Annotated in this window: 10 protein-coding genes and 1 tRNA gene; 9 read left to right on the plus strand and 2 right to left on the minus strand. The window is 55.7% G+C overall.

Annotation, left to right across the window (positions count from 1 at the left end; translation table 11 throughout):
* The first annotated feature begins 4 nt into the window (after positions 1-4).
* From E7002_RS07430 to E7002_RS07445, 4 genes are all read left to right on the plus strand, one after another.
* Positions 5-1297 (plus strand): ABC transporter substrate-binding protein, encoded by a 1293-nt coding sequence (locus E7002_RS07430; RefSeq protein WP_303728231.1) that lies wholly within the window; start codon positions 5-7, stop codon positions 1295-1297.
* Entirely contained in the window at positions 1297-3216 is a 1920-nt protein-coding gene (locus E7002_RS07435; RefSeq protein ID WP_303728232.1) for an Ig-like domain-containing protein, read from the plus strand. Before E7002_RS07430 ends, E7002_RS07435 begins: the two co-directional genes overlap by 1 nt.
* Before the next feature lie 42 nt (positions 3217-3258).
* On the plus strand, positions 3259-7590 hold the full coding sequence (locus tag E7002_RS07440) for a leucine-rich repeat domain-containing protein (protein WP_303728233.1): 4332 nt from the start codon (positions 3259-3261) through the stop codon (positions 7588-7590).
* Positions 7591-7879: 289 nt separating this feature from the next.
* Positions 7880-9226 (plus strand): hypothetical protein, encoded by a 1347-nt coding sequence (locus E7002_RS07445; protein ID WP_303728235.1) that lies wholly within the window; start codon positions 7880-7882, stop codon positions 9224-9226.
* 188 nt (positions 9227-9414) lie between these two features.
* Here the strand turns inward: E7002_RS07445 and E7002_RS07450 are convergent, their stop codons facing one another.
* Entirely contained in the window at positions 9415-10158 is a 744-nt protein-coding gene (locus tag E7002_RS07450) for an alpha/beta fold hydrolase (protein ID WP_303728236.1), read from the minus strand.
* Positions 10159-10744: 586 nt separating this feature from the next.
* A tRNA-Ser gene (locus E7002_RS07455) sits at positions 10745-10832 on the minus strand.
* Positions 10833-10898: 66 nt separating this feature from the next.
* Here E7002_RS07455 and E7002_RS07460 point away from each other — a divergent pair.
* The 5 genes from E7002_RS07460 to E7002_RS07480 all read left to right on the plus strand — a co-directional run bounded on the left by E7002_RS07460 (position 10899) and on the right by E7002_RS07480 (position 19813).
* Entirely contained in the window at positions 10899-11447 is a 549-nt protein-coding gene (locus E7002_RS07460; RefSeq protein ID WP_303728238.1) for a nucleoside deaminase, read from the plus strand.
* A 24-nt stretch (positions 11448-11471) separates the two neighbouring features.
* Positions 11472-12452 carry a 4-(cytidine 5'-diphospho)-2-C-methyl-D-erythritol kinase gene (locus E7002_RS07465; protein WP_303728239.1) on the plus strand — a complete coding sequence of 327 codons (981 nt, stop codon included), beginning with the start codon at positions 11472-11474 and terminating at the stop codon, positions 12450-12452.
* A 377-nt stretch (positions 12453-12829) separates the two neighbouring features.
* On the plus strand, positions 12830-15400 hold the full coding sequence (locus E7002_RS07470; RefSeq protein WP_303728240.1) for a type I restriction-modification system subunit M: 2571 nt from the start codon (positions 12830-12832) through the stop codon (positions 15398-15400).
* A 1-nt stretch (position 15401) separates the two neighbouring features.
* Entirely contained in the window at positions 15402-16622 is a 1221-nt protein-coding gene (locus E7002_RS07475) for a restriction endonuclease subunit S (RefSeq protein WP_303728241.1), read from the plus strand.
* Positions 16623-16630: 8 nt separating this feature from the next.
* A complete protein-coding gene (locus E7002_RS07480; RefSeq protein WP_303728242.1) occupies positions 16631-19813 on the plus strand; it encodes an HsdR family type I site-specific deoxyribonuclease in 3183 nt (1060 codons plus the stop codon).
* Positions 19814-19936: the final 123 nt, after the last annotated feature.

Raw genomic sequence — 19936 nt, forward strand, 5'->3', positions numbered from 1 at the left:
AAAGATGAGCGCGAACGCGTCTCTGGTTAGCGAAAACAGCGTGGGTGGGGGTACCCCCAACGCGTGCGGCATGTCGCGTCGCGGCTTCATTCAGTTTGGTGGTACGCTTGCGCTATCCATTGCTTTGCCGCTGGGTGGGCTTTCGGCGCTTACGGGGTGTCGCTCTGCTGCTGGCGACGAGCTGTTGCTGGGCGAGCGCACCATTACCGACCATGCGGGGCGTGAAGTGACGGTGCCGGTTGCCTCCTCGCTCGAGCGCGTCTACTTTACGAGCGCGTTGGCGCAGGTCTTCGTATTCAGCCTTATTCCGCAGCTTCAGGCGGGAACAGCAATCACGTTTTCGCAGCAGGAGCTTGCCATGATGCCCGATTACATGGCTGACCTGCCCAACTTGGGAAGTCTGTCTTCCAATGGGGAAATCGACCGCGAGGAGCTCATTGCGCGCGACGTGCAGGTGGTATTCAGCGTCTCGGGCACCGACCTTACGGCGTCGAATATCTCGGAAGCGGAAAAGCTGCAGGACCAGACGGGCATACCCGTGGTTCTGGTCGATGGCAGCTTCAGCCGCATTGCCGAAGCGTATCGCTTCCTGGGCGACATCCTGGGGTGCGCTGATCGCGCGGAGGAGCTGGCCACCTATCTGGAAGACGTTTACGAGAGCGTTTCTTCCGCCGTGGCTACGGTGCCGGAATCCCAGCGCGTGAGCGTGTATTACGCGGAAGGTCCGCTGGGCCTGCAAACGGAGCCCGACGAGAGCCAGCATGCGCTCGCGTTTGCGGTGGCAGGGGCAAAGAACGTAGCTGCGGTGGATGCCAACCAGGGCTTGGGTATGAGCAATGTGTCGCTCGAACAGGTCATAGCCTGGGACCCCGAGGTCATCGTGGCTTGGGACGATACCATTCGCGGCGGTGCCGACGAAATCATTCGCACGAAGGATACGTGGGCAGGCATTCGCGCGGTGAAGAATGAGCGCGTGTATACCATGCCCAATGCGCCCTTCGCGTGGCTCGATCGTCCGCCGGGAGTCAATCGCTTCATCGGCATTCAATGGCTGGCCAACATGCTGTATCCCGATGCCTACGATGTCGATATGGTAGATGTTACGCGCGACTTCTATAGTCGTATGTATTGGTGCGATATTACCGTCGACCAGGCGCTCGACCTGCTGGGGAACAGCTATCCTCCCGTGGGGCGCCAGGCGAAGTATACGTATTCGGGTGATGGCGCGCAGAGCGGCTCTTCCTCGAGTGGGTTGTCGAATGATGCGCTTACGCAACGTCAGGCAGGTGCCGACTAATGAGGGTTTCTTCCGTTTGCCGTATAGCCTTGTCGTTCGTGTTGGCGTTTTCTCTTACGTGGGGCGCGCAGGGAGCGTTCGCTGCTGGGTCTTCCGACGCGAGCGATGGTACTTCTTCGGGCGCATCGGGCTCGACGGGCGATTCCAGTGGCTCGTTGGATAATTCCGGTGGTTCGTCTACGCAGCCAACGACGCATTACGTCGAAGATATCGGCATCTACGATCATGACAGCCCGCGTACGGTGTATGCCTACGCCACGAGCAAGGCGGGGTCAGCCGAGATTAGCTCGCGCGGCGGTCAGATTGACTTTGACGCCCTTTCCGTTTGGGATGATGGCTCTTCCGAGGGCGGGTATTCCAATGTGACGTGGAGCGTGGACGACGCAAGCGTGGCAACGATCGATGCCCGTTCCGGCGAACTCACGGCGAAGTCCAACGGCACCGTTACGGTCACCTGTTCTACCACGAAGCCGGGCGAGACGAATGGCTCCACACTTGAAGCCCAGGTGAATGTAACCATTACGGGGCAAGACACCGCGCCGTTCGTTACGAAGATTGTGCTGTGCGGCGAAGACGGCGTCCCCATCGATGGATCGTATTCGTTTCCCAAGGGCTCCGAGTTGGCAACGGCCGAACTGGACCTGCAGGCTGCGGTAACGGTGTATGACCCCGTTGCGAGCTCGAGCACGGTGTATCAGGTTACGCCTGCGTCGGGGCTTGCTTCGCAAACGGGCGGCGAGCTTCCCGATCTTACGTGGAGCGTGACGGTGGGCGCGTTTGGCACCGTAAGCGAGGAGGGCATATACCGTCCGTCGGTGGCTGCTACGAATGAAGTCGTGGCGTCCTCTACGGCTGGTGAAAGCGGGGCGCTGGTGACCGGCAGCATTGCCGTTATCATGCCCGATGAAAACGATAACGGCCAGGGTAGCGACGCCCACCCGCAGGATACGCTCACTATCGAAGCCGAATGGGAGACCCAACCGGGCGTCATTGCCATTTCCAAGACCTTCACGGTAGACGATCTTGAGGCCCTTGGCACGAGCGTAAAGGCGTATACCGCCCTGGGTGGCGGCTCGTACATTACGCTTACCGGTCGTGGCCCGAACCTGTATGACGTGCTGGAGGCTGCGGGGGTGGATACCAGCGGCGGCGTGAAGAGCCTGCAGGTCAAGGCGTACGATAGCGATTTTACGATCAGCTGGTCATTGCTGGGTGAGACGGGCCGTTACTTCTACCCGAATATTGACATCGGCAGCTATGCCGAGGCGGAGCCCGTGTGGCCGATGATTGCCATCGATTCGAAGGAAGCGGTCAATTCGTGCACCGTGTATTCCGCCGACGAGCTTTCCGACGCAACGCGTTTCCGTCTGCTGTTCGGCGCCACGCAGGATGGTGGCACTACCACGAGCAAGCAGATCAAGTGGATTCATACGATTCATATCGTCTTGGCGGGGTCCCCACCGGCAACGAATGGTTCCTCGGAAGGAACGGGGAGCGGAAGCGACGACGCCGATTCTGGCTCATCGCAAGGGGGGAGTACCTCGGCAAATGCGACAAGCGGTTCGGGTAGCGATTCCGCCAACGCTACGGTAGCGGGCGAGGCGTCTGGGCAAGATGACGCTTCGGATGTCACCGAGCAAGCTGATAGCGGCGCGCAGGGAACCGCCGACGATACCACCCCCGCTTCCACTTCCGAAGAGGAAGCGGAGACGCAGGATGGAAGCGCCAACGAGCGTGCCTGGTCGGTGCTCCAGGCGGTAAGCAATAACCAGTCGATTGCCGATCAGTTGGATGTTGAGAACCCGTTCGAGCCCTTTGCGCTGCCTAGTGCGGCGGGGCTTGTTGCCGCGGGTGGCGTGGAGTCGTTCGTGCGATTCCGCATGCAGGTGCGCAGCCCAAAGGGCGTTGCAGGCAAATAGCGTATCGAAGGCGGAAGGGTCCGTGGGAAGGATGCATGTCTGATGAGCGTAGTGAAACGAGGGATGGCAGCCGTTTTGGCGTTGGCCTTGGCTGCGGCGTGCCTGGTGGTGGGCGTGGGCGTAGCGCGCGCCTTGTCGACCGACCCCACGTATGATTGGTATACGCCAGGCCAGAGCTCCTACGTGCTGAGCACGGTGGGCGACATTTGCGGCTTTGCCAATTTGGTAAATGGCACGGCCGACGTGGATGGCGACGGCGTAGCCGATGAGGCGGTTACGTTCCAGGGGGTTACGGTTACGGTGGCCGAGTCTTGGAACGGGTCGTATAGCTTTGGTGGCATGTCGTGGACGCCCATCGGTAGCGCCGAGCATCCCTTCCTTGGGTCGTTCGATGGCGGGGGAAGCACCTTCGACAACTTCCGCATCTGCGTGGGCACCAGCGATGCCGACGCTATCGACCGTACACGTTACCTGGGCTTCTTTGGGTATGTGGGTGGCGACGTGAGCAACGTTGCCATTGGCTCGAATGCAAGCCTCGTGGCGGAAAGCGACACGCTTGTGTTCGATCACGTGGGCATGGTTGCCGGGTATTGTGGCGGCTCGCTGTCCAACTGCTCGAATGCAGCTTCCGTGCAGGTGTCTTCAAATGCGGTGCAGACCAAGGGTGCCCTTCAGATGGTGGGCTATGTGGGCGGCGTGGCGGGCACGTGCGCCGGTAGTGTAACCAACTGCTCGAATGCGGGGGCGCTTACCGTGTCGTCGGGTACCACGCCGGAAACCGACCTGGAGACTTCGCGCATCGTGCAGTACGTAGGCGGTGTCGTGGGCTTCTGCGGTGATGAGACGCGTGTGGGAACGTCGACGGAGGCGGTTGAATCAGAAGCGTCGCAGCATGGCAGCATATCGGGTTGCACGAACGTGGCCCAGATCACCGTCGATACGCCAAGCACCTCGGGCGTCGATCGCTTTGGCAGCACCGCGTATGCCCGCAGCGAAGCTGTGGGTGGCATCGTGGGGTATAGCCAGGGTTCCGTTTCGAACTGCGTGAATGGCGAGCAGGCCTCGAATGACAGCGTGTCTAATGTTGGGTACATTCGCGCCGAGCACGGCACGAGCGTGGGCGGTATTGTGGGGTCTTTGCGCTACTTCATGCAGCAAGACAACGTCACCACTATTGCTTCGGGCGACGACGGCAACGAAAAAGACGCCCTTGTACTCTCCAATTGCGTGAACTACGGCGATTTGTATGGCCTGAATTCCGTGGGTGGCATTGCCGGCGCCACGGGTAGCTACACCACCATCTCGGGTTGCATGAACATGTACAAGACGTATACCTCGGGTGATACCACCACCGAAGTGCGTTCGTTTGTGGTGGCCACGCGTTGGAACAAGCCTGCCCCCGCGGGCATCGTGGGCAATGCGCATGGTGATGTGTGCTACTGCGCGAACTTTGCAACCATCATGAGCGGTACGTGGAAAGACGAATCCACGCGTTCGGTAGATGTGGCGAGCGGTTATTACGCATCGGGCATCGCGGGCTTTCTGGTGCATTACGAAAAGAAGGACGAGACCACGAACGTCTACGAGCCGTCTTCTCCCATCCCCGAGTGCTATGGCTGCTATAACGAGGGCACCATTCTGGCCAAGAGCGGCATGCGCCAGCGTAGTATCGTTGGCCAGAACGATGGGTATACGCACGACAACATCTCGCTGAAGGGTGTGGTCGAAAACGACAACTGCGTTTACGGCGATGAAGAGGACGAGACGGAGGCTTCGGGTTCCGTGTCGAATAATGTCGTGTACACGGCTGAGCAGCTGCGCTCTTCCGATGCTGTGGCCCTTCTGAATACGATGGCCAACAAGGGCGGTTGGAGCACGTACTGGGTTTCCTCCGATGGTGATGCGGAAAGCTTCGATTCGAATATGGGTTACCCCATGATTTCGTGGAATTCGCCCTGGACCTCCGCGAATGACCTTTCTGCGGGTACGGCCGTCGTAACGGAGAACGCTATTTACACAGGTGGCGAAAGCGTACCTTCCGTGAGCGTAACGTTGGCGGGTCAACAGCTCGTGCAGAACGTCGATTTCTACGTCGAGCCACAAGCGGGCGCCGTGGAGTTGGGCGATGGCTATTTGGCTACCATACATGGCATGGGCGCGTATTCGGGGACCATTTCGGGTGTGTCGTATAGCATCGTTGCGGGCAGCATCGCGTCGTGTACGGTTACCGCCACCGCAGTGAGTTTCAATTACGAGTCTCAGATGCCCACCGAGGCGTCTCTGAAGGTGACGTCTGGAACCGTTACGCTTGATCCTTCCGAGTATCGCATCGTGAGCGTGAAGGATTCCAAGGGCAATGAAACCGATGCGCCTACGAACGCGGGAGCGTACACCGTGACCATCGAGCCCGTCGAAGGTTCCACCCGCTTTGCCGCAGGCACTCAGGCTACGGGCACGTATCGCATTAAGCCCGTGGATTTGCTTCGCGAGTGCAGCTACGACAACGTCGTGTTGACGTATGCCGGTCAAACGTATCCGTGGGTGAAGTCCACCTCTAATAGTGAAGAAGCGTCCAATCCTTCTACCACGCTTCCGTATGCCGGCGGAACGCCTGTTGAGCCCACTGTTTCCGGGGTTACATATACGGTGAATGGCGTAACGCACACGTTGGAAGAGGGCGTGGATTACAGGCTCGTATATGGCAATGCGAATTCCGATGACGGCAATTCGGCTTCGTCGGACAAGAACAATGTTGGCGTTGCGGGTGGAAGCACGATTGGCTCCGTAACGGTGCGTTACGTTTCGAACTCCAACTTCATCAACTACGCGAACATGTTCTTCAATATCACCGACTCGGGCGAAGCGCTCGATCTGGCGTATGCCACCTACAGCGCCCCCGATCAGGTGTACGACGGAACGGCATTTACGCCGGTGACCCTGTATTACGGTGGTGCCGAGCTTACGTGTGGAACCGATTACGACATCGAGTACCAGAACAACGTGGAAGCGGGCACGGCAACGTTTACCGCCACGGGCAAGGGCGCCTATACGGGCACGATTTCCGGGTCATTCCAGATTGCCGATGCCCCCGTGTATGAATTGCTCTATAGCTATGACACTGAGACGGCTACGGCTGCCGTTACGGGCGTGGAAGTATATTCGCAGCGCGATTACGTGGATATTGCCATTCCCGCTGCAGTCGAGCACGATGGCGTTGCCTACGAGGTGACGTCTATTGCCAGCAACGCTTTCGGTGGCGAGCTGCAGACCGACTACGAGGGCAGCCTTGCCAATACGTCGAAGCTGAAGGTTCGTGCCGTGTCTATTCCCGCTACGGTAACGACCATCGGAAACTACGCCTTTGGCTCGGCGAATACCAGCTACGGCGGTACGTTGAGCGAGGTGACGTTTGCCGAGAGCTCGAAGCTCACCACTATTGGCGATCACGCATTTGCCTACTGCACGAACATTACGAGTATTACGTTGCCCGAATACGTTGACGTGCTTGATTCTTCGGCGTTCAAGGGGTGTACGGGCCTTACGTCGCTTACGTTCCTGACGCAGGATCCTTCTTTGCCGTCGTCTATTGCGACGAGTAGGACCAAGGGAGCGTTTGCGGGTTGCGCTGGCGTTTCGGTTACGTGTTATCCGAGTGCGACTGCTGTGCGTGAGCTTGTTGCGGCGAATAGTGACGATGTAGCTGGCACGAATGGTGGCGCGCGCTTTACATTGGTGCCGTTTAGCCTGGAAGACGCGCAGATTTCCTTCGATGCGTCTACGTACGACTATACGGGCAGCGCCATCGAACCCACGGTTTCGGTAAGTGTGGGTAACGCGGTTCTTGCCGAAGGTACGGATTATACGCTTGCCTATTCCAATAACGTGAACGTGGGAACCGCCACGGTTACCGTTACGGGCGTGGGGTCGTGGACGGGAAGCGCCACGGCGCAGTTCACCATCGTGGCGGAAGCAGTGCCCATGAATCGTCTGTACAACCCCAATGGCGGCGAGCACTTCTATACGGCAAGCGCGTCCGAGCGCGATTACTTGGTGAAGCTGGGCTGGGTCTACGAGGGCATTGGATGGACGGCGCCCTCGAGTAGCAACACGCCCGTGTATCGTTTGTACAACCCGAATGGGGGAGACCATCACTACACGGCAAGCGTGGAGGAGCGCGACGGCTTGGTGAAGGTTGGCTGGGTCTACGAGGGCATTGGCTGGTATTCCGACGACGCCAAGACCGTTGCATTGTACAGGCAGTACAACCCCAACGCCCAGTCTGGTTCTCATAACTACACCACGAGTAAGGAAGAGAATGACATGCTCGTGAAGGTTGGCTGGCGTGCCGAGGGTATTGGCTGGTACGGCCTGTAGTGGTGTGGCTTGGTGGGTTGCGCAGGGTTTGCCGTCCAACGGTTGGGCTTTGACGCCGTTTCCCATGCTCCCGCGTACCTTTTCCGGAAAAGGACGGTTTTCGGGGGGCATGGGCCATAAGCGGAAGAAGCGACCTGGGGAAATGCGTTCGTAGAGCGCGAGAAGGCGTCCTTTTCCGGAAAAGGACATGCCCATAGGGTCTCATTGGCGGGCATGAGGGCATCCGTGCATTGGTAATTATCCGCAACAAAGAAGAAATGCGGATGAGAATAAAGGAAGGAGTTGCAGGATGGGAGAACGCGTGCAAAGTGCGTTGCTTAAATCGAGCAAAATACGAAAGGTGGTGGGACTGTTTGCGGCGAGTGTGTTTGCGCTTGCCGTGGCGGGCGCGGTTGCGCAGCCTGCTCAGGCGTATGCAGATAGTGCGTCGCTGATTTCCGTTTATCAGAAGACGGGCAATCACGATGCGACGCTGGCCAAGAGCTATACCCAAGAAGAATTCGAGGCGCTGCAGAGCAGCGGTTCGCCTGTTTCGGGCCTGTATTACAAGGGTGGCGTTTGGAACGTGACGACGGCAGCGACGTACGTATCGCTAACCGATCTGCTGAGCGACGCGGGCGTGGCGTGGGGCAGCGGCGACTACGTTAGCTGGGGTGGCGATGCCTCCCAGGGCAAGGCGACCAACGAGTTGACGTACGAGGCGAATTCGCAGCTGAAGTTCTTCCCCAGCACGACGTCTTCGGAAACGGATGCTACGAGCTATATTGCTGCTCCCATGGTGCTTTCCATTACGGAATGCACGTCGGCGGTTCAGACGACCGCTACCGATGCGGTTGCGTACAACGTTGCCAACGCTTCGACCACCAACGAAGTGCGCACGGTAATGGGTTCCCTTACCGATGAATACCTGGCTGGTTCTGGTACCACGATTGCCGGCAAGCGTCTGTGGAATCAGACCGATTCGTTGCTCGTTGTTCATAAGGGTGACCTCTCGGAGTGCACTATTTCTGCGATTGCGAACCAGGTCTTCACGGGCGAGGCTATCGAGCCTGAAGTAACGGTGACCGACGGCGATATCACGCTCGAGGAGAACGTTGACTACTCGGTGGAATACAAGAACAATACCGAGCTTGGCACCGCTACGGTGACCATTACCGGAATGGGCAGCTACGAGGGCGAGCAGAGCACTACGTTCCTAATCGTTTCCGATCCTGCTTCGGCTCAGGCGCTGTTCCGTCTGTACAACCCCAATTCGGGTGAGCACTTCTACACGGCTTCCGAGGAAGAGCGTGATGGCCTTACGGTTCTGGGCTGGACGTATGAGGGCATTGGCTGGTATGCGCCTTCCAGCTCCGCGACGCCGGTCTATCGCCTGTACAACCCCAATGGCGGCGATCATCATTACACGATGAGCACCGAGGAGCGTGATTGGCTGAGTGGGCTCGGTTGGAAGTACGAGGGCATCGGTTGGTATTCCGATGACGCTCAGTCCGTGGAAGTGCTGCGCGAATACAATCCGAATGCCATCTCGGGTGCGCATAACTTCACCACGAGCGCAAGCGAGCACAAGAACCTCGTTTCGCTTGGCTGGAATGACGAGGGTACCGCCTGGTATGGCGTTGCCGTAAACGGCTAGTCCTGCTTGCTTGTTGCGCAAGCGGCATCTACTTGGAAAGGGCCCTCCGGGGCCCTTTCCTTATGCCCTGCGTGAACAAGCGACGGAGGTATGTTTGCGGTTGTCGCTCGCGACACGCGAGTTGTTCGCGTGAACGAACCTCCCTTGTTCGTGGTTAGACGCTATTAGCCGAAACCTACGCTTGTGCGTTACGCATGGATGAACTCTTCGATTTCCTTCACGTATTCCTTGGTGTGCGCGGCAACGTATCCGCAATGCGGGTAGCCTTTGCGAATGGTAATGCCAACGTTTGGCATGCACGTGGCGATGCCGCGGCGGGATTGGCGGAATGTGGGGTCCTTGCTGCCGTAGTCAAGGTGCAAGCGTGCTTGCTGTTCGGGCGTGAGCTTCGCAAGGGGGTAATTGCAGCAGGTGTGACAGATGGCATCGATATCGCTGTCGGTGATGCGGTTGAAGTTCCTGGTCATCATCACGGCACGCTCGTGTCCGTATTTGTCTTCGAGTCCCTTCGATGCCTCAACGGAGTGCTTGGAGAGCGAGCGCTTCTTCTGCTTGAACATGGTTTTGAAGGCGAACTCGAAGAAGGGCGCGCTTTCGCGGAAGAGCACGCCATCGAACCAGGCGTGATGGATGTTGAAGCCGTTGTCCAGAAAGAGGCGCCAGCCAACGGCGACGCCCAGCGAGGAACCGTACACCAGCTCGATATCCGTTATGCCTTGTTTTACCAGGTAGTGCTTCAGCTGCGCGCATTCGTCATCGGCGCTTACGTATGCACCAGCATCGCCGTGACCGCCCTGGTCGGGCGCGATGATGTGATACGAGTTCGCGAAGTGGGGGCTCATCATGCGATAGATATCTTCCCCCGACATCATCATGGGTGCGAGCAGGATAACAGTGGGGTCGTCTGGGTTTCCGTATTCGTGTACGAACATAGTGCAGGTCCAATCAGTTTGGTATGTCTAACTCTCTCCTTGCCGAGGATACTCCTACTCCCACCGCCTTGACCAGCAATTTCCCCGTTAGCCTCGAACGACATCCAAGCGTCACAATCGCTTCATGCAGCGCGCCCCTCAGGTGGTCTTTTTTGGCGATTCGCGAAAGCCCGCGACAAATCGGCGTCTCGGAACTGACCCAGAAAGCTTGCGAGAAAGAATGCTCCATTCCCGCTCACCAGCGCAGTATTGAAAACTGGGCGCAAGACCCGCGGTCGAATCCCACTTCCTCCGCCCCGCGCGCTAGCAGGGAAAGGGCCTGTTTTTTGCAAACAGGGATAACATGCGTCGGGCGGGGTTGCCCCTTCGGGGCACTGTGAAAGCAGAAATTGAAGTTGCTTGGCTTAGCCAAGCAACCGTGTAAATACATGAACCAGCGAGCGCATGAGCGATGTTTTTGCCCCGTTGAGGGCAAAAACAAGCGAACAGCGGAGCGGGTGCCCCGAAGGGGCAACCCCGCCCGACGCGCGGGATGGTGGAGGGAAAACAAAAAATCAGGTCCATTTCTGAACCTGATCGACATTCATGGCGGAGGAAGTAGGATTCGAACCCACGGAACCTTTCAGCTCAACAGTTTTCAAGACTGCCGCCTTAAACCACTCGGCCATTCCTCCGTATTCGATGGACATGTGCGAATGCGCATACCGCTCGCGTTAGCTTACCATATAATTCTGAGCGTTATGGAAGAACGCGATATCGAATACATGCAGCTTGCCTTGGAACAGGCGCGTTTGGCGGGCGCAGCGGGCGAGGTGCCCATTGGCGCGGTGGTCGTGTACCATCCTATCGACAAGGGTACGCGCAAGCCGCTTGCGGAGCCGCGCGTTATCGCGCAGGCGTGCAATCGGCGCGAACGCGACATGGATCCTTCGGGGCATGCCGAATTTTTGGCCATGTTGCAGGCGTCGCGCGAACTGGAAGCGTGGCGTCTTTCCGATTGCACGGTGTACGTCACGCTGGAACCGTGCATCATGTGTGCGGGCCTCATGCACCAGGCGCGTATTGCGCGGTGCGTGTATGGCGCCAGCGATCCGAAGGCCGGCGCGCTGGGCACGTTGTATCGCATCAACGAAGACGAGCGCCTGAACCATGCGTTCCCCGTTACGGCGGGCGTATGCGAACAGGAATGCTCGCAGCTGCTGAAGGATTTCTTTGCGGCGCGACGTTCCGCGCGCAAGGCGGCGAAGGCCGAGGCTGCTGCCTCGAATAATGAACTATCAACCAAGTAACCCGACCACGAACGAAGGATTACCGTGAAGACCATCAATCTTATCGCTCCCGCGAAAGTGAACCTTTACCTGGGCATTGGCGAACGCCAGGAAGACGGCTACCACAATGCGCTTACCGTTATGCATGCGCTGTCTATGCACGATGGCGTGCGTATGACGCATGTGGGTGCGGGCGAGCACGTTACGCTGCTGGAGCCCTGCGATGCTGCTCAGCCGTTGCGCGAAGTGAAGGTAGACGTAGATGCGGGCAGCGGCCTGCAGGTTGAGGCCACGGTCATCTGGCGTGAGGGCATCGAGCCTCTCGACATTCCCTCGCAGGACAACCTGGCGTGCAAGGCGGTGCGTGCGTTGGCGCAGGAACTGGGGCGCGAAGAGGACGAATGCATTCGCCTGGTCATTGAAAAGCATATCCCGCATCAGACGGGGCTAGGTGGCGGCAGCGCCGATGCTGCGGCTGCGCTGCTGGGTGCTGCGCATTTGTGGGGTATTCCCGCCGACCACGAGGCGGTCGCTCGTGTGGCGCAGCAGCTGGGCGCCGATGTGCGCTTCTTCCTGCATGGCGGCTGCATGCTGCTGCAGGGCCGTGGTGACGAGCCGGTGGCTACGCTGGCTCCGCGTCGCGATTCCGTGGTCATCATTCGTCCCGAAGGCGGCGTGTCCACGGCGGAGGCGTATCGTGCGTTCGACGAGAACCCGGTGTATCCCGAGCCCGCTCAGCTGGAATCCGTGCGTGCGGCAACGGAGGCCACGCAGGTTCCGCTGTTCAACAACCTGGAAGCCCCGGCGCAGCAGTTGTTGCCCGAGCTAGCAGAAATCGCACAGTTCGCTTCCCAGGCGCCGGGCGTTACCGACGTGCTGCTGTGCGGCAGCGGGTCGGGCACGTTTGCCGTGTGCGAGTCACATCAGGCGGCCGCTGCGCTCTCTTCGGCTGCGCAGGTGAAGGGCTATTGGACGCGCACCACGTCGTTCTCGCCGGTCCGCGCCGCGCTTCTGCCGCAGCGCTAGGCGAAGCTACATATCGCATCATGCGCCGCGCCCTTTGGGTGCGGCGCTTTCTGTTTTCGCGGGTATGCATCCTTTGTTTCTTGATGCCTGAATTAAGCAAGGTTGAATCTAGCTTTGGTTCCTTCGTGCAAACATCGGTAAAAGTGCTGCATGCAGCATAAATACCGAATATGCATGCGAGTGTGCATGCTTGTCCGTAAGGCTGGACACCGAATCGTCTCTTTCGATTTACGATACGAAGTCTGACGAGTGTGCTTGCTGGCCTATAATCGTTCGAAGCTCGTCACTCTTCTGCGTTTGCTTGCCGGGGCTTTCTGGCGCGGAAGAAAGGGTAACTAGCTTGAATTTAGAGCTATTCGCGCTAAGGAGAATAAGGGATGAACAAACAACAATTGGCTGCCAAGATTTGGGAATCCGCCAATAAGATGCGGTCTACTATCGAGGCTAGTCAGTACAAAGATTATATTCTCGGGTTCATCTTTTATAAGTTTCTCTCTGAAACGGAGATTGCTCGCCTGAAGGCGAATGATTTTACCGAGGCTGATTTACCTACTCTTACCGAGGAAGATCAGGGCACGGTTGATTTCGTTAAAGACGAGTGCGGCTACTTCATTGCGTATGACAACCTATTCCAAACGTGGATTGCAAAGGGCAAGGATTTCGAGATAGCCGATGTGCGTGACGCGCTCTCTGCGTTCGAACGCAACATAAGCCCCGCTCATAAGAAAGTTTTTGATGGCATTTTCGAAACGCTCCAAACGGGCTTGTCGAAACTGGGAACCGATGCGCGTAGTCAGTCGAAGGCGGCGCGCGACCTAATCCACCTTATCAAGGATATCCCCATGGATGGGCGCCAGGATTACGACGTGCTGGGATATATCTACGAGTATCTCATCGAGAACTTTGCTGCGAATGCCGGAAAGAAGGCTGGCGAGTTCTATACGCCTCACGAAGTAAGCAAGCTCATGAGCGAGATCGTTGCTTGGCATCTTTCCGGGCGCGGGGAAATCAAAATCTACGACCCGACGAGTGGGTCAGGCTCCTTGCTCATCAACATCGGCAAAGCCGTGGCTCGTCGAAATGGCGACCCCGATGGCATCAAGTATTACGCGCAGGAGCTAAAGGAGAATACGTACAATCTCACGCGTATGAACTTGGTAATGCGCGGCATCCTGCCGGATAACATAGTCGTGCGCAACGGCGATACGCTCGAGGATGACTGGCCATGGTTCGATTCTCTCGAGAATAAGGAAGAGACCTATGACCCCCTCTTCGTTGATGCTGTTGTTTCCAATCCTCCCTATTCGCAAAACTGGGATTCGGATGGAAAAGACATCGACCCTCGTTTTGATTACGGTGTAGCGCCTAAGTCGAAAGCGGATTATGCCTTCCTGCTTCACGATTTGTTCCATCTGCGCAACGACGGCATTATGTGTATCGTTCTGCCCCATGGAGTGCTATTCCGCGGGGGCGAGGAGGGTGCGATCCGCAAGAATTTGGTAGAGCATCGCCATATCCAGGCGATTATTGGTTTGCCTGCCAACATTTTCTTTGGTACAGGTATTCCCACCATCATTATGGTGTTGCGCAAACAGCGCACTGCTGAGGATAGCAATGTGCTGATTGTTGACGCGAGCAAGCATTTTGTTAAAGAGGGCAAGAACAACAAGCTGCAGTCCAGCGATATCAAGCGCATTGTCGATGCCGTTACGTCTAACGCCAACGTTGAGGGATTCAGTCGTTCGGTTTCTATCGAAGAGATTCGCCAAAACGACTACAACCTCAATATTCCCAGGTACGTTGATTCATCTGAGCCGACCGAGAGCTGGGATATCTTTGCGACCATGTTCGGCGGCGTTCCGCGGGGTGAAATCGAGACGTTGCATTCGTATTGGACTGCTTGGCCTAGTTTGAAAGCCCAGCTCTTCCGCGACGATGGCGAATCGTGTCTTCGACTTGCTGTTTCCGATATCGCATCATCGGTTCGCGCGAATGATGACGTTCGTTCGTATCTTGACCGTTATAAGCAGCGAGTCTCTTCCTTCCCTCGGGAGATGAGCGTGCGTTTAATCGAACGGCCCGAAAGCGTTGATGCCTTGTCGGAGGAAGGGGAGCTTGCCGATGTCATCGCGGGCATGTTGAAAGACGTCCCCCTTGTTGATGCGTACGTTGCGTATCAGAAGCTGGATGATGCCTGGCAGGGGATTGCCATTGACTTGGAAGTTATCCAAACCGAAGGTTTCGACGCTGTTCGTAGGGTCGACCCTAACATGGTCGTGAAAAGCAAAAAGGGCAAAGACGTTGAAGTTCAAGATGGATGGGTGGGCCGCGTGCTGCCCTTTGAGCTTGTGCAACAGCGTTTGCTTGCAGGCGAAATCGAGGCAATGAGAGCTAAGGAGCAGCGCATTTCTGCTATCGACCAGGAAGTGGCCGAAATCCTCGAGAGCATGGACGAGGATGAAAAGGGTTCCTCAAAGGCGATTAACGATGCGGGCGATGCGTTTGTGGCTGCGGAGTTGAAGCGCGTGGTTAAGTCTATCGGACAGTCTCCCCAGACGGATTTCGAGAAGTCGTTGGTTGGGGCACAGCTGCTGCTTGACGAGGAAAAGGGTCTGAAAAAGGAGTTGAAGGCACTTATTCCGGCTGTTCAGGAGAAGACAAAGGGGGTTATCGAAGGCATGGATGATGCGCAGTGCCGCAACATGCTTGCCGCAAAATGGGTTGAGCCTCTCTATGCCGAATTGCTGTCTCTTCCTGAAGGGGCTATTAAGGATTTCACCGCCAAACTTCAGGCGCTTTGCTCTAAATACGAAACGACGTACGCAGATGTTTGCAATCAGATTTCGTCTGCCGAAGACGAGCTCGTAACGATGCTTGGTCAGCTGACAGGTAATGAGTCGGATATGGCGGGTATTGCTGAGCTTCAAAAGCTGCTTGGTGGTGAGTAGCATGTCGAATGCAAATGTGCCATCTATCCGATTCAAGGGTTTCACTGACCCTTGGGAACAGCGTAAGTTGGGTGACATCACCGATAGATATAAAGAGCTGGTGCCGACTCCACGTGATGGATACACTCGCATGGGCGTGCGCAGCCATGCAAAGGGGACCTTTCTTACAGAAGTCGAACCGGGTCAACAAATCGAGGAACAGGAGCTCTCAAAGGTCCGTGCAGACAACCTTGTCGTAAACATCGTTTTCGCGTGGGAGCACGCAGTCGCAATCACGTCTGAGGACGATGCAAAGGCGCTGGTATCACACCGTTTTCCTCAGTTCAGTTTCCATGACGACATGGAGCCGGGATTCTTTCGTTACGCAACTCTGGACGAAAACTTTAGGCGCTACCTTTGGCTGGCCTCTCCAAGTGGTGCTGGGCGCAACAAAACGTTGAACATTGGCACCATGCTCGAATACGAATTCACCCTGCCGTCTCGTAAGGAGCAGACTGAGATCTCAAAGCTCTTTGACAGCCTCGACAATCTTATCACTCTTCATCAGCGTAAGCGTTACATGCTTACGCAAACCAAGAAGGCTCTTCTCGATAAGATGTTCCCGAAGCCGGGTGAATCGGTTCCCGAAATTCGTTTCAAGGGTTTCACTGACCCTTGGGAACAGCGTAAGTTGGGCGAGCTCGCTGATTTTTCCAAGGGACAAGGCTATTCAAAGTCTGACTTGACGGAAAAGGGAACACCCATAATCTTGTACGGTCGCCTCTATACGAACTACGAAACGGTCATTTCAAATGTTGATACGTTTGCAGTCGAGCGAGAGGGTTCTGTCAGAAGTCAAGGTAACGAGGTGATAGTGCCTGGTTCGGGAGAGACCGCGGAGGATATATCAGTAGCCTCCGCCGTAGCTCAACCTGGGGTTATGCTGGGCGGTGACCTCAATATCATACGTCCGTCATCTGAATTGGAGCAGGTGTTTCTTGCGTTCGCCATCACTGGCGCAAGCCCCCACGAACAGATGGCCAGGCGCGCACAGGGCAAGACGATTGTTCATCTTCATAACGACGACCTCAAAGAAGTTGACATCGTGTTCCCTTCGATTTCGGAGCAAACCAAAATCGGTTCGTTATTACACGGCATCGAAAACCTCATCACTCTTCATCAGCGTAAGCTCGAATTGCTGCAAAACGTCAAGCGTTCCATGCTCGATAAGATGTTCGTATAGGAGCTGAGATGTTCTACGACAAGGAGTCCGACTTCGAAGAGGCTGTTATTGCTGTTTTGAAGCAGCATGGATGGGATGATGCGGGTGGCGTGTTGAAATATCCCGCCGAAGCCGATTTGATCCAAAATTGGGCCGACATCCTCTTCCAGAACAATGCCGACATCGATCGTCTGAATGGGTGCCCGCTTACCAAAGGTGAGATGGACCAGGTTATCGAGCAGGTCGAAGCGCTGAAGACGCCACTTGCTCTAAATGGTTTTATCAATGGGAAAACGGTCGCCATTAAGCGCGACAATCCCTCTGACGCGCTTCACTTCGGCAAGGAAGTGAGTCTGAAGATATACGACCGCCGAGAGATTGCCGGTGGTAAAAGTCGTTACCAGATTGCGCAACAGCCCGTATACGCTGCCAAGCATAAACTTATTAGTGATAGGCGTGGCGACATCTGCCTGCTCATCAATGGTATGCCCGTTATCCATATCGAACTGAAAAAGAGCGGCGTCCCCATTAGCTACGCATGCAATCAAATTGAAAAGTATGCTCATGAAGGCGTATTTACGGGGATATTCCGCTTGGTTCAAATTTTTGTCGCCATGAATCCTGATGACGCGGTTTACTTCGCTAATCCCGGGTCGGCCAAATTTAACGATAGTTATTTCTTTCATTGGGCCGACTTCAATAACGAACCGTTTTGCGCTAACGAACACCCCGGGGCGGATGATTGGAAGCGCTTTACGGCGCAGTTGCTTTCCATCCCCATGGCCCATCAGCTTATTGGATTCTACACGGTTGCCGATTCTGGGGATGGCTGTTTGAAGGTCATGCGCAGCTATCAGTATCTTGCCGCAAGTGCTATATCGGACAGGGTTCGCAAATGCGATTGGGATGCGCCTACTCCTGCTGGGGCTCCCGGACGTCCCGGTGGCTACGTTTGGCATACCACCGGTTCGGGCAAGACGATGACGAGCTTTAAGTCGGCGCAGCTCATTGCTGACTCGAAAGACGCCGATAAGGTCGTGTTCCTCATGGATCGCATCGAGTTGGGAACGCAGTCCCTTAAGGAGTATCGGGCGTTTGCCGATGACGAGGATGACGTTCAGGCGACGGAGAACACGGATGTTCTTCGCCATAAGCTTGTGCAGAGCAGCGATCCCAAAGATACGCTTATCGTTACGTCTATCCAGAAGATGAGCAGGGTAAAAGCGGGTGAGGGCGGTATCACTCAGGCCGAATTAGACCGCATGGCAAAAAAGCGAGTAGTTTTTATTCTTGACGAGTGTCACAGGTCTACGTTTGGCGACATGCTGCAGGATATTCGCCGCAGTTTCCCTAATGCGCTCTATTTCGGGTTCACGGGTACGCCAATCCAAGTTGAGAACCAGAAGAAGGGCGCAACTACCGCAATGGTGTTTGGCGATTGCCTGCATCGCTATAGCATTGCTGATGGTATTCGTGATGGTAATGTGCTTGGCTTCGACCCGTATATGGTGACGACGTATCGCGATAAAGACGTTCGTGAGGCTGTTGCTTTGGAGCAATCTAAAGCGGAAAGTGTTGATGACGCCGTAAGCGACCCCAGGAAAAGTGAGATTTTCTATTACTACATGGAGTCGGCGCCGATGGGCCCCATGGTTGACAGTGCGGGGGAGCGTATTAAGGGCGTGGAGGACTTCCTGAAGTCTTCCCAATATGATGAGGATACGCCGCATGAGGGTCAGGTTATAGCCGATATCATTGAGCAATTCCCCGTTTTGTCTCGCAGCAATAGGTTTCATGCGATTCTTGCAACAAACTCAATTCCCGAGGCGATCAGCTACTATCGGCGCATCAAGGAGAGCGCTCCCCAGTTGAAAATCACTGCATTGTTCGACCCGAGCATAGATAACAACGGCGGTGCAACCGTAAAAGAAGACGCGCTGGTAGAGATAATCAGTGATTACAATGCCGCATATGACAAGGAATACTCCATTCCCACCTGGGCGAATATGAAAAAAGACATTTCCGCTCGCCTTGCGCATAAAACGCCCTATACCGCGGTTGATTCGAAACGCGATCAGCGAATCGACTTGCTTATTGTCGTCGATCAAATGCTTACGGGCTTCGACTCGAAATGGGTGAACACGCTCTATTTGGATAAGGTTATCGACTACGAGAACATTATCCAGGCCTTCAGTCGAACGAATCGATTGTTTGGGCCCGAAAAGCGTTTCGGAATAATTCGCTACTATCGCAAACCTCATACGATGAAGGGGTTTATCGATGCTGCTGTGAAGCTGTATTCAGGCGATAAGCCACTCGATCTTTTCGTTCAGAAGCTTCCTGAGAATATCGCCTTGATGAACGCTCGCTTGTTGGAAATTACGAGCCTGTTCGAGGCCAATGGCGTACATGACCTTGATAGGCTGCCTGAATCGCGCGAGGCGCGACGAAAATTCGCAAAGGATTTCGTTGAGATGAGCCGTTTTCTTGAGTCTGCTCAGATTCAGGGGTTCCAATGGGGTCGTGACGCGTACGAGTTTGAGCGTGATGACGGCATAGTTGAAATTGCAAAGCCCGATTTAGACGAGCGCACGTATCTTATTCTCGCGCAACGTTATAAAGAGCTATTCGAGAGGAAGCCGGGAGGCAGCGTTCCCAGTGTGCCTTACGATTTGGACGGGCATCTTACCGAAATTGATACGGGGCGTATTGACACCGACTATATGAATTCTAATTTCGTCAAATGGCTCAAGGCATTGCATGATGACGGGGATGTAGAGGCGGCATCGAAGGAATTGCATCGATCGTTTGCAACTTTATCTCAAGAAGATCAGAAGCTTGCTGAGCTCTTTCTACACGACGTTGAGCGTGGCGATGTGGTTCCGGAGGAGGGCAAGACGCTTAGGGATTACATCACCGCGTACGCTCATCGCGCGAAAAACCAGCAGCTTGATGGCATCGTCGAGGCACTTGGGGTTGATCCTGGTTTGCTGTCTGACTTGATGTCGCTTGATTTGACGGAAGCCAATCTCAATGAGTATGGAAGATTCGACAGGTTGAAGGATAGCGTCGATAAAGTGCGTGCCAAAGCGTTTTTTGAATCGATTGAGGGTGGTTCAGTGCCTTTGTTTAGGGTGAACGTAAAGGCGGCTGACTTATTGAAGCGCTTTGTACTAGAGGGTGGATTCGATATCGAAATCGCCAACGAGTGACGGTTTTTGTCTGGGTCGCGGTAAATGCCGCGGCCCTTTTGCTTTAGCTTGGGAACAGCGTAAGTTAGGAGATATTGCGACATCCTTTGAGTATGGGCTGAACGCAGCTGCTGAAGAATTCGA

The sequence above is a fragment of the Denitrobacterium detoxificans genome (assembly GCF_015062615.1).
Lineage (GTDB): Bacteria > Actinomycetota > Coriobacteriia > Coriobacteriales > Eggerthellaceae > Denitrobacterium > Denitrobacterium detoxificans_A.

What these genes read in the sequence shown, in the direction of transcription:
- E7002_RS07470 (WP_303728240.1), top strand. Translation starts at nt 12,830, where the DNA reads ATGAACAAACAACAATTGGCTGCCAAGATTTGGGAATCCGCCAATAAG.
- E7002_RS07440 (WP_303728233.1), top strand. Translation starts at nt 3,259, where the DNA reads ATGAGCGTAGTGAAACGAGGGATGGCAGCCGTTTTGGCGTTGGCCTTG.
- E7002_RS07445 (WP_303728235.1), top strand. Translation starts at nt 7,880, where the DNA reads ATGGGAGAACGCGTGCAAAGTGCGTTGCTTAAATCGAGCAAAATACGA.
- E7002_RS07475 (WP_303728241.1), top strand. Translation starts at nt 15,402, where the DNA reads ATGTCGAATGCAAATGTGCCATCTATCCGATTCAAGGGTTTCACTGAC.
- E7002_RS07460 (WP_303728238.1), top strand. Translation starts at nt 10,899, where the DNA reads ATGGAAGAACGCGATATCGAATACATGCAGCTTGCCTTGGAACAGGCG.
- E7002_RS07435 (WP_303728232.1), top strand. Translation starts at nt 1,297, where the DNA reads ATGAGGGTTTCTTCCGTTTGCCGTATAGCCTTGTCGTTCGTGTTGGCG.
- E7002_RS07450 (WP_303728236.1), bottom strand. Translation starts at nt 10,158, where the DNA reads ATGTTCGTACACGAATACGGAAACCCAGACGACCCCACTGTTATCCTG.
- E7002_RS07480 (WP_303728242.1), top strand. Translation starts at nt 16,631, where the DNA reads ATGTTCTACGACAAGGAGTCCGACTTCGAAGAGGCTGTTATTGCTGTT.
- E7002_RS07430 (WP_303728231.1), top strand. Translation starts at nt 5, where the DNA reads ATGAGCGCGAACGCGTCTCTGGTTAGCGAAAACAGCGTGGGTGGGGGT.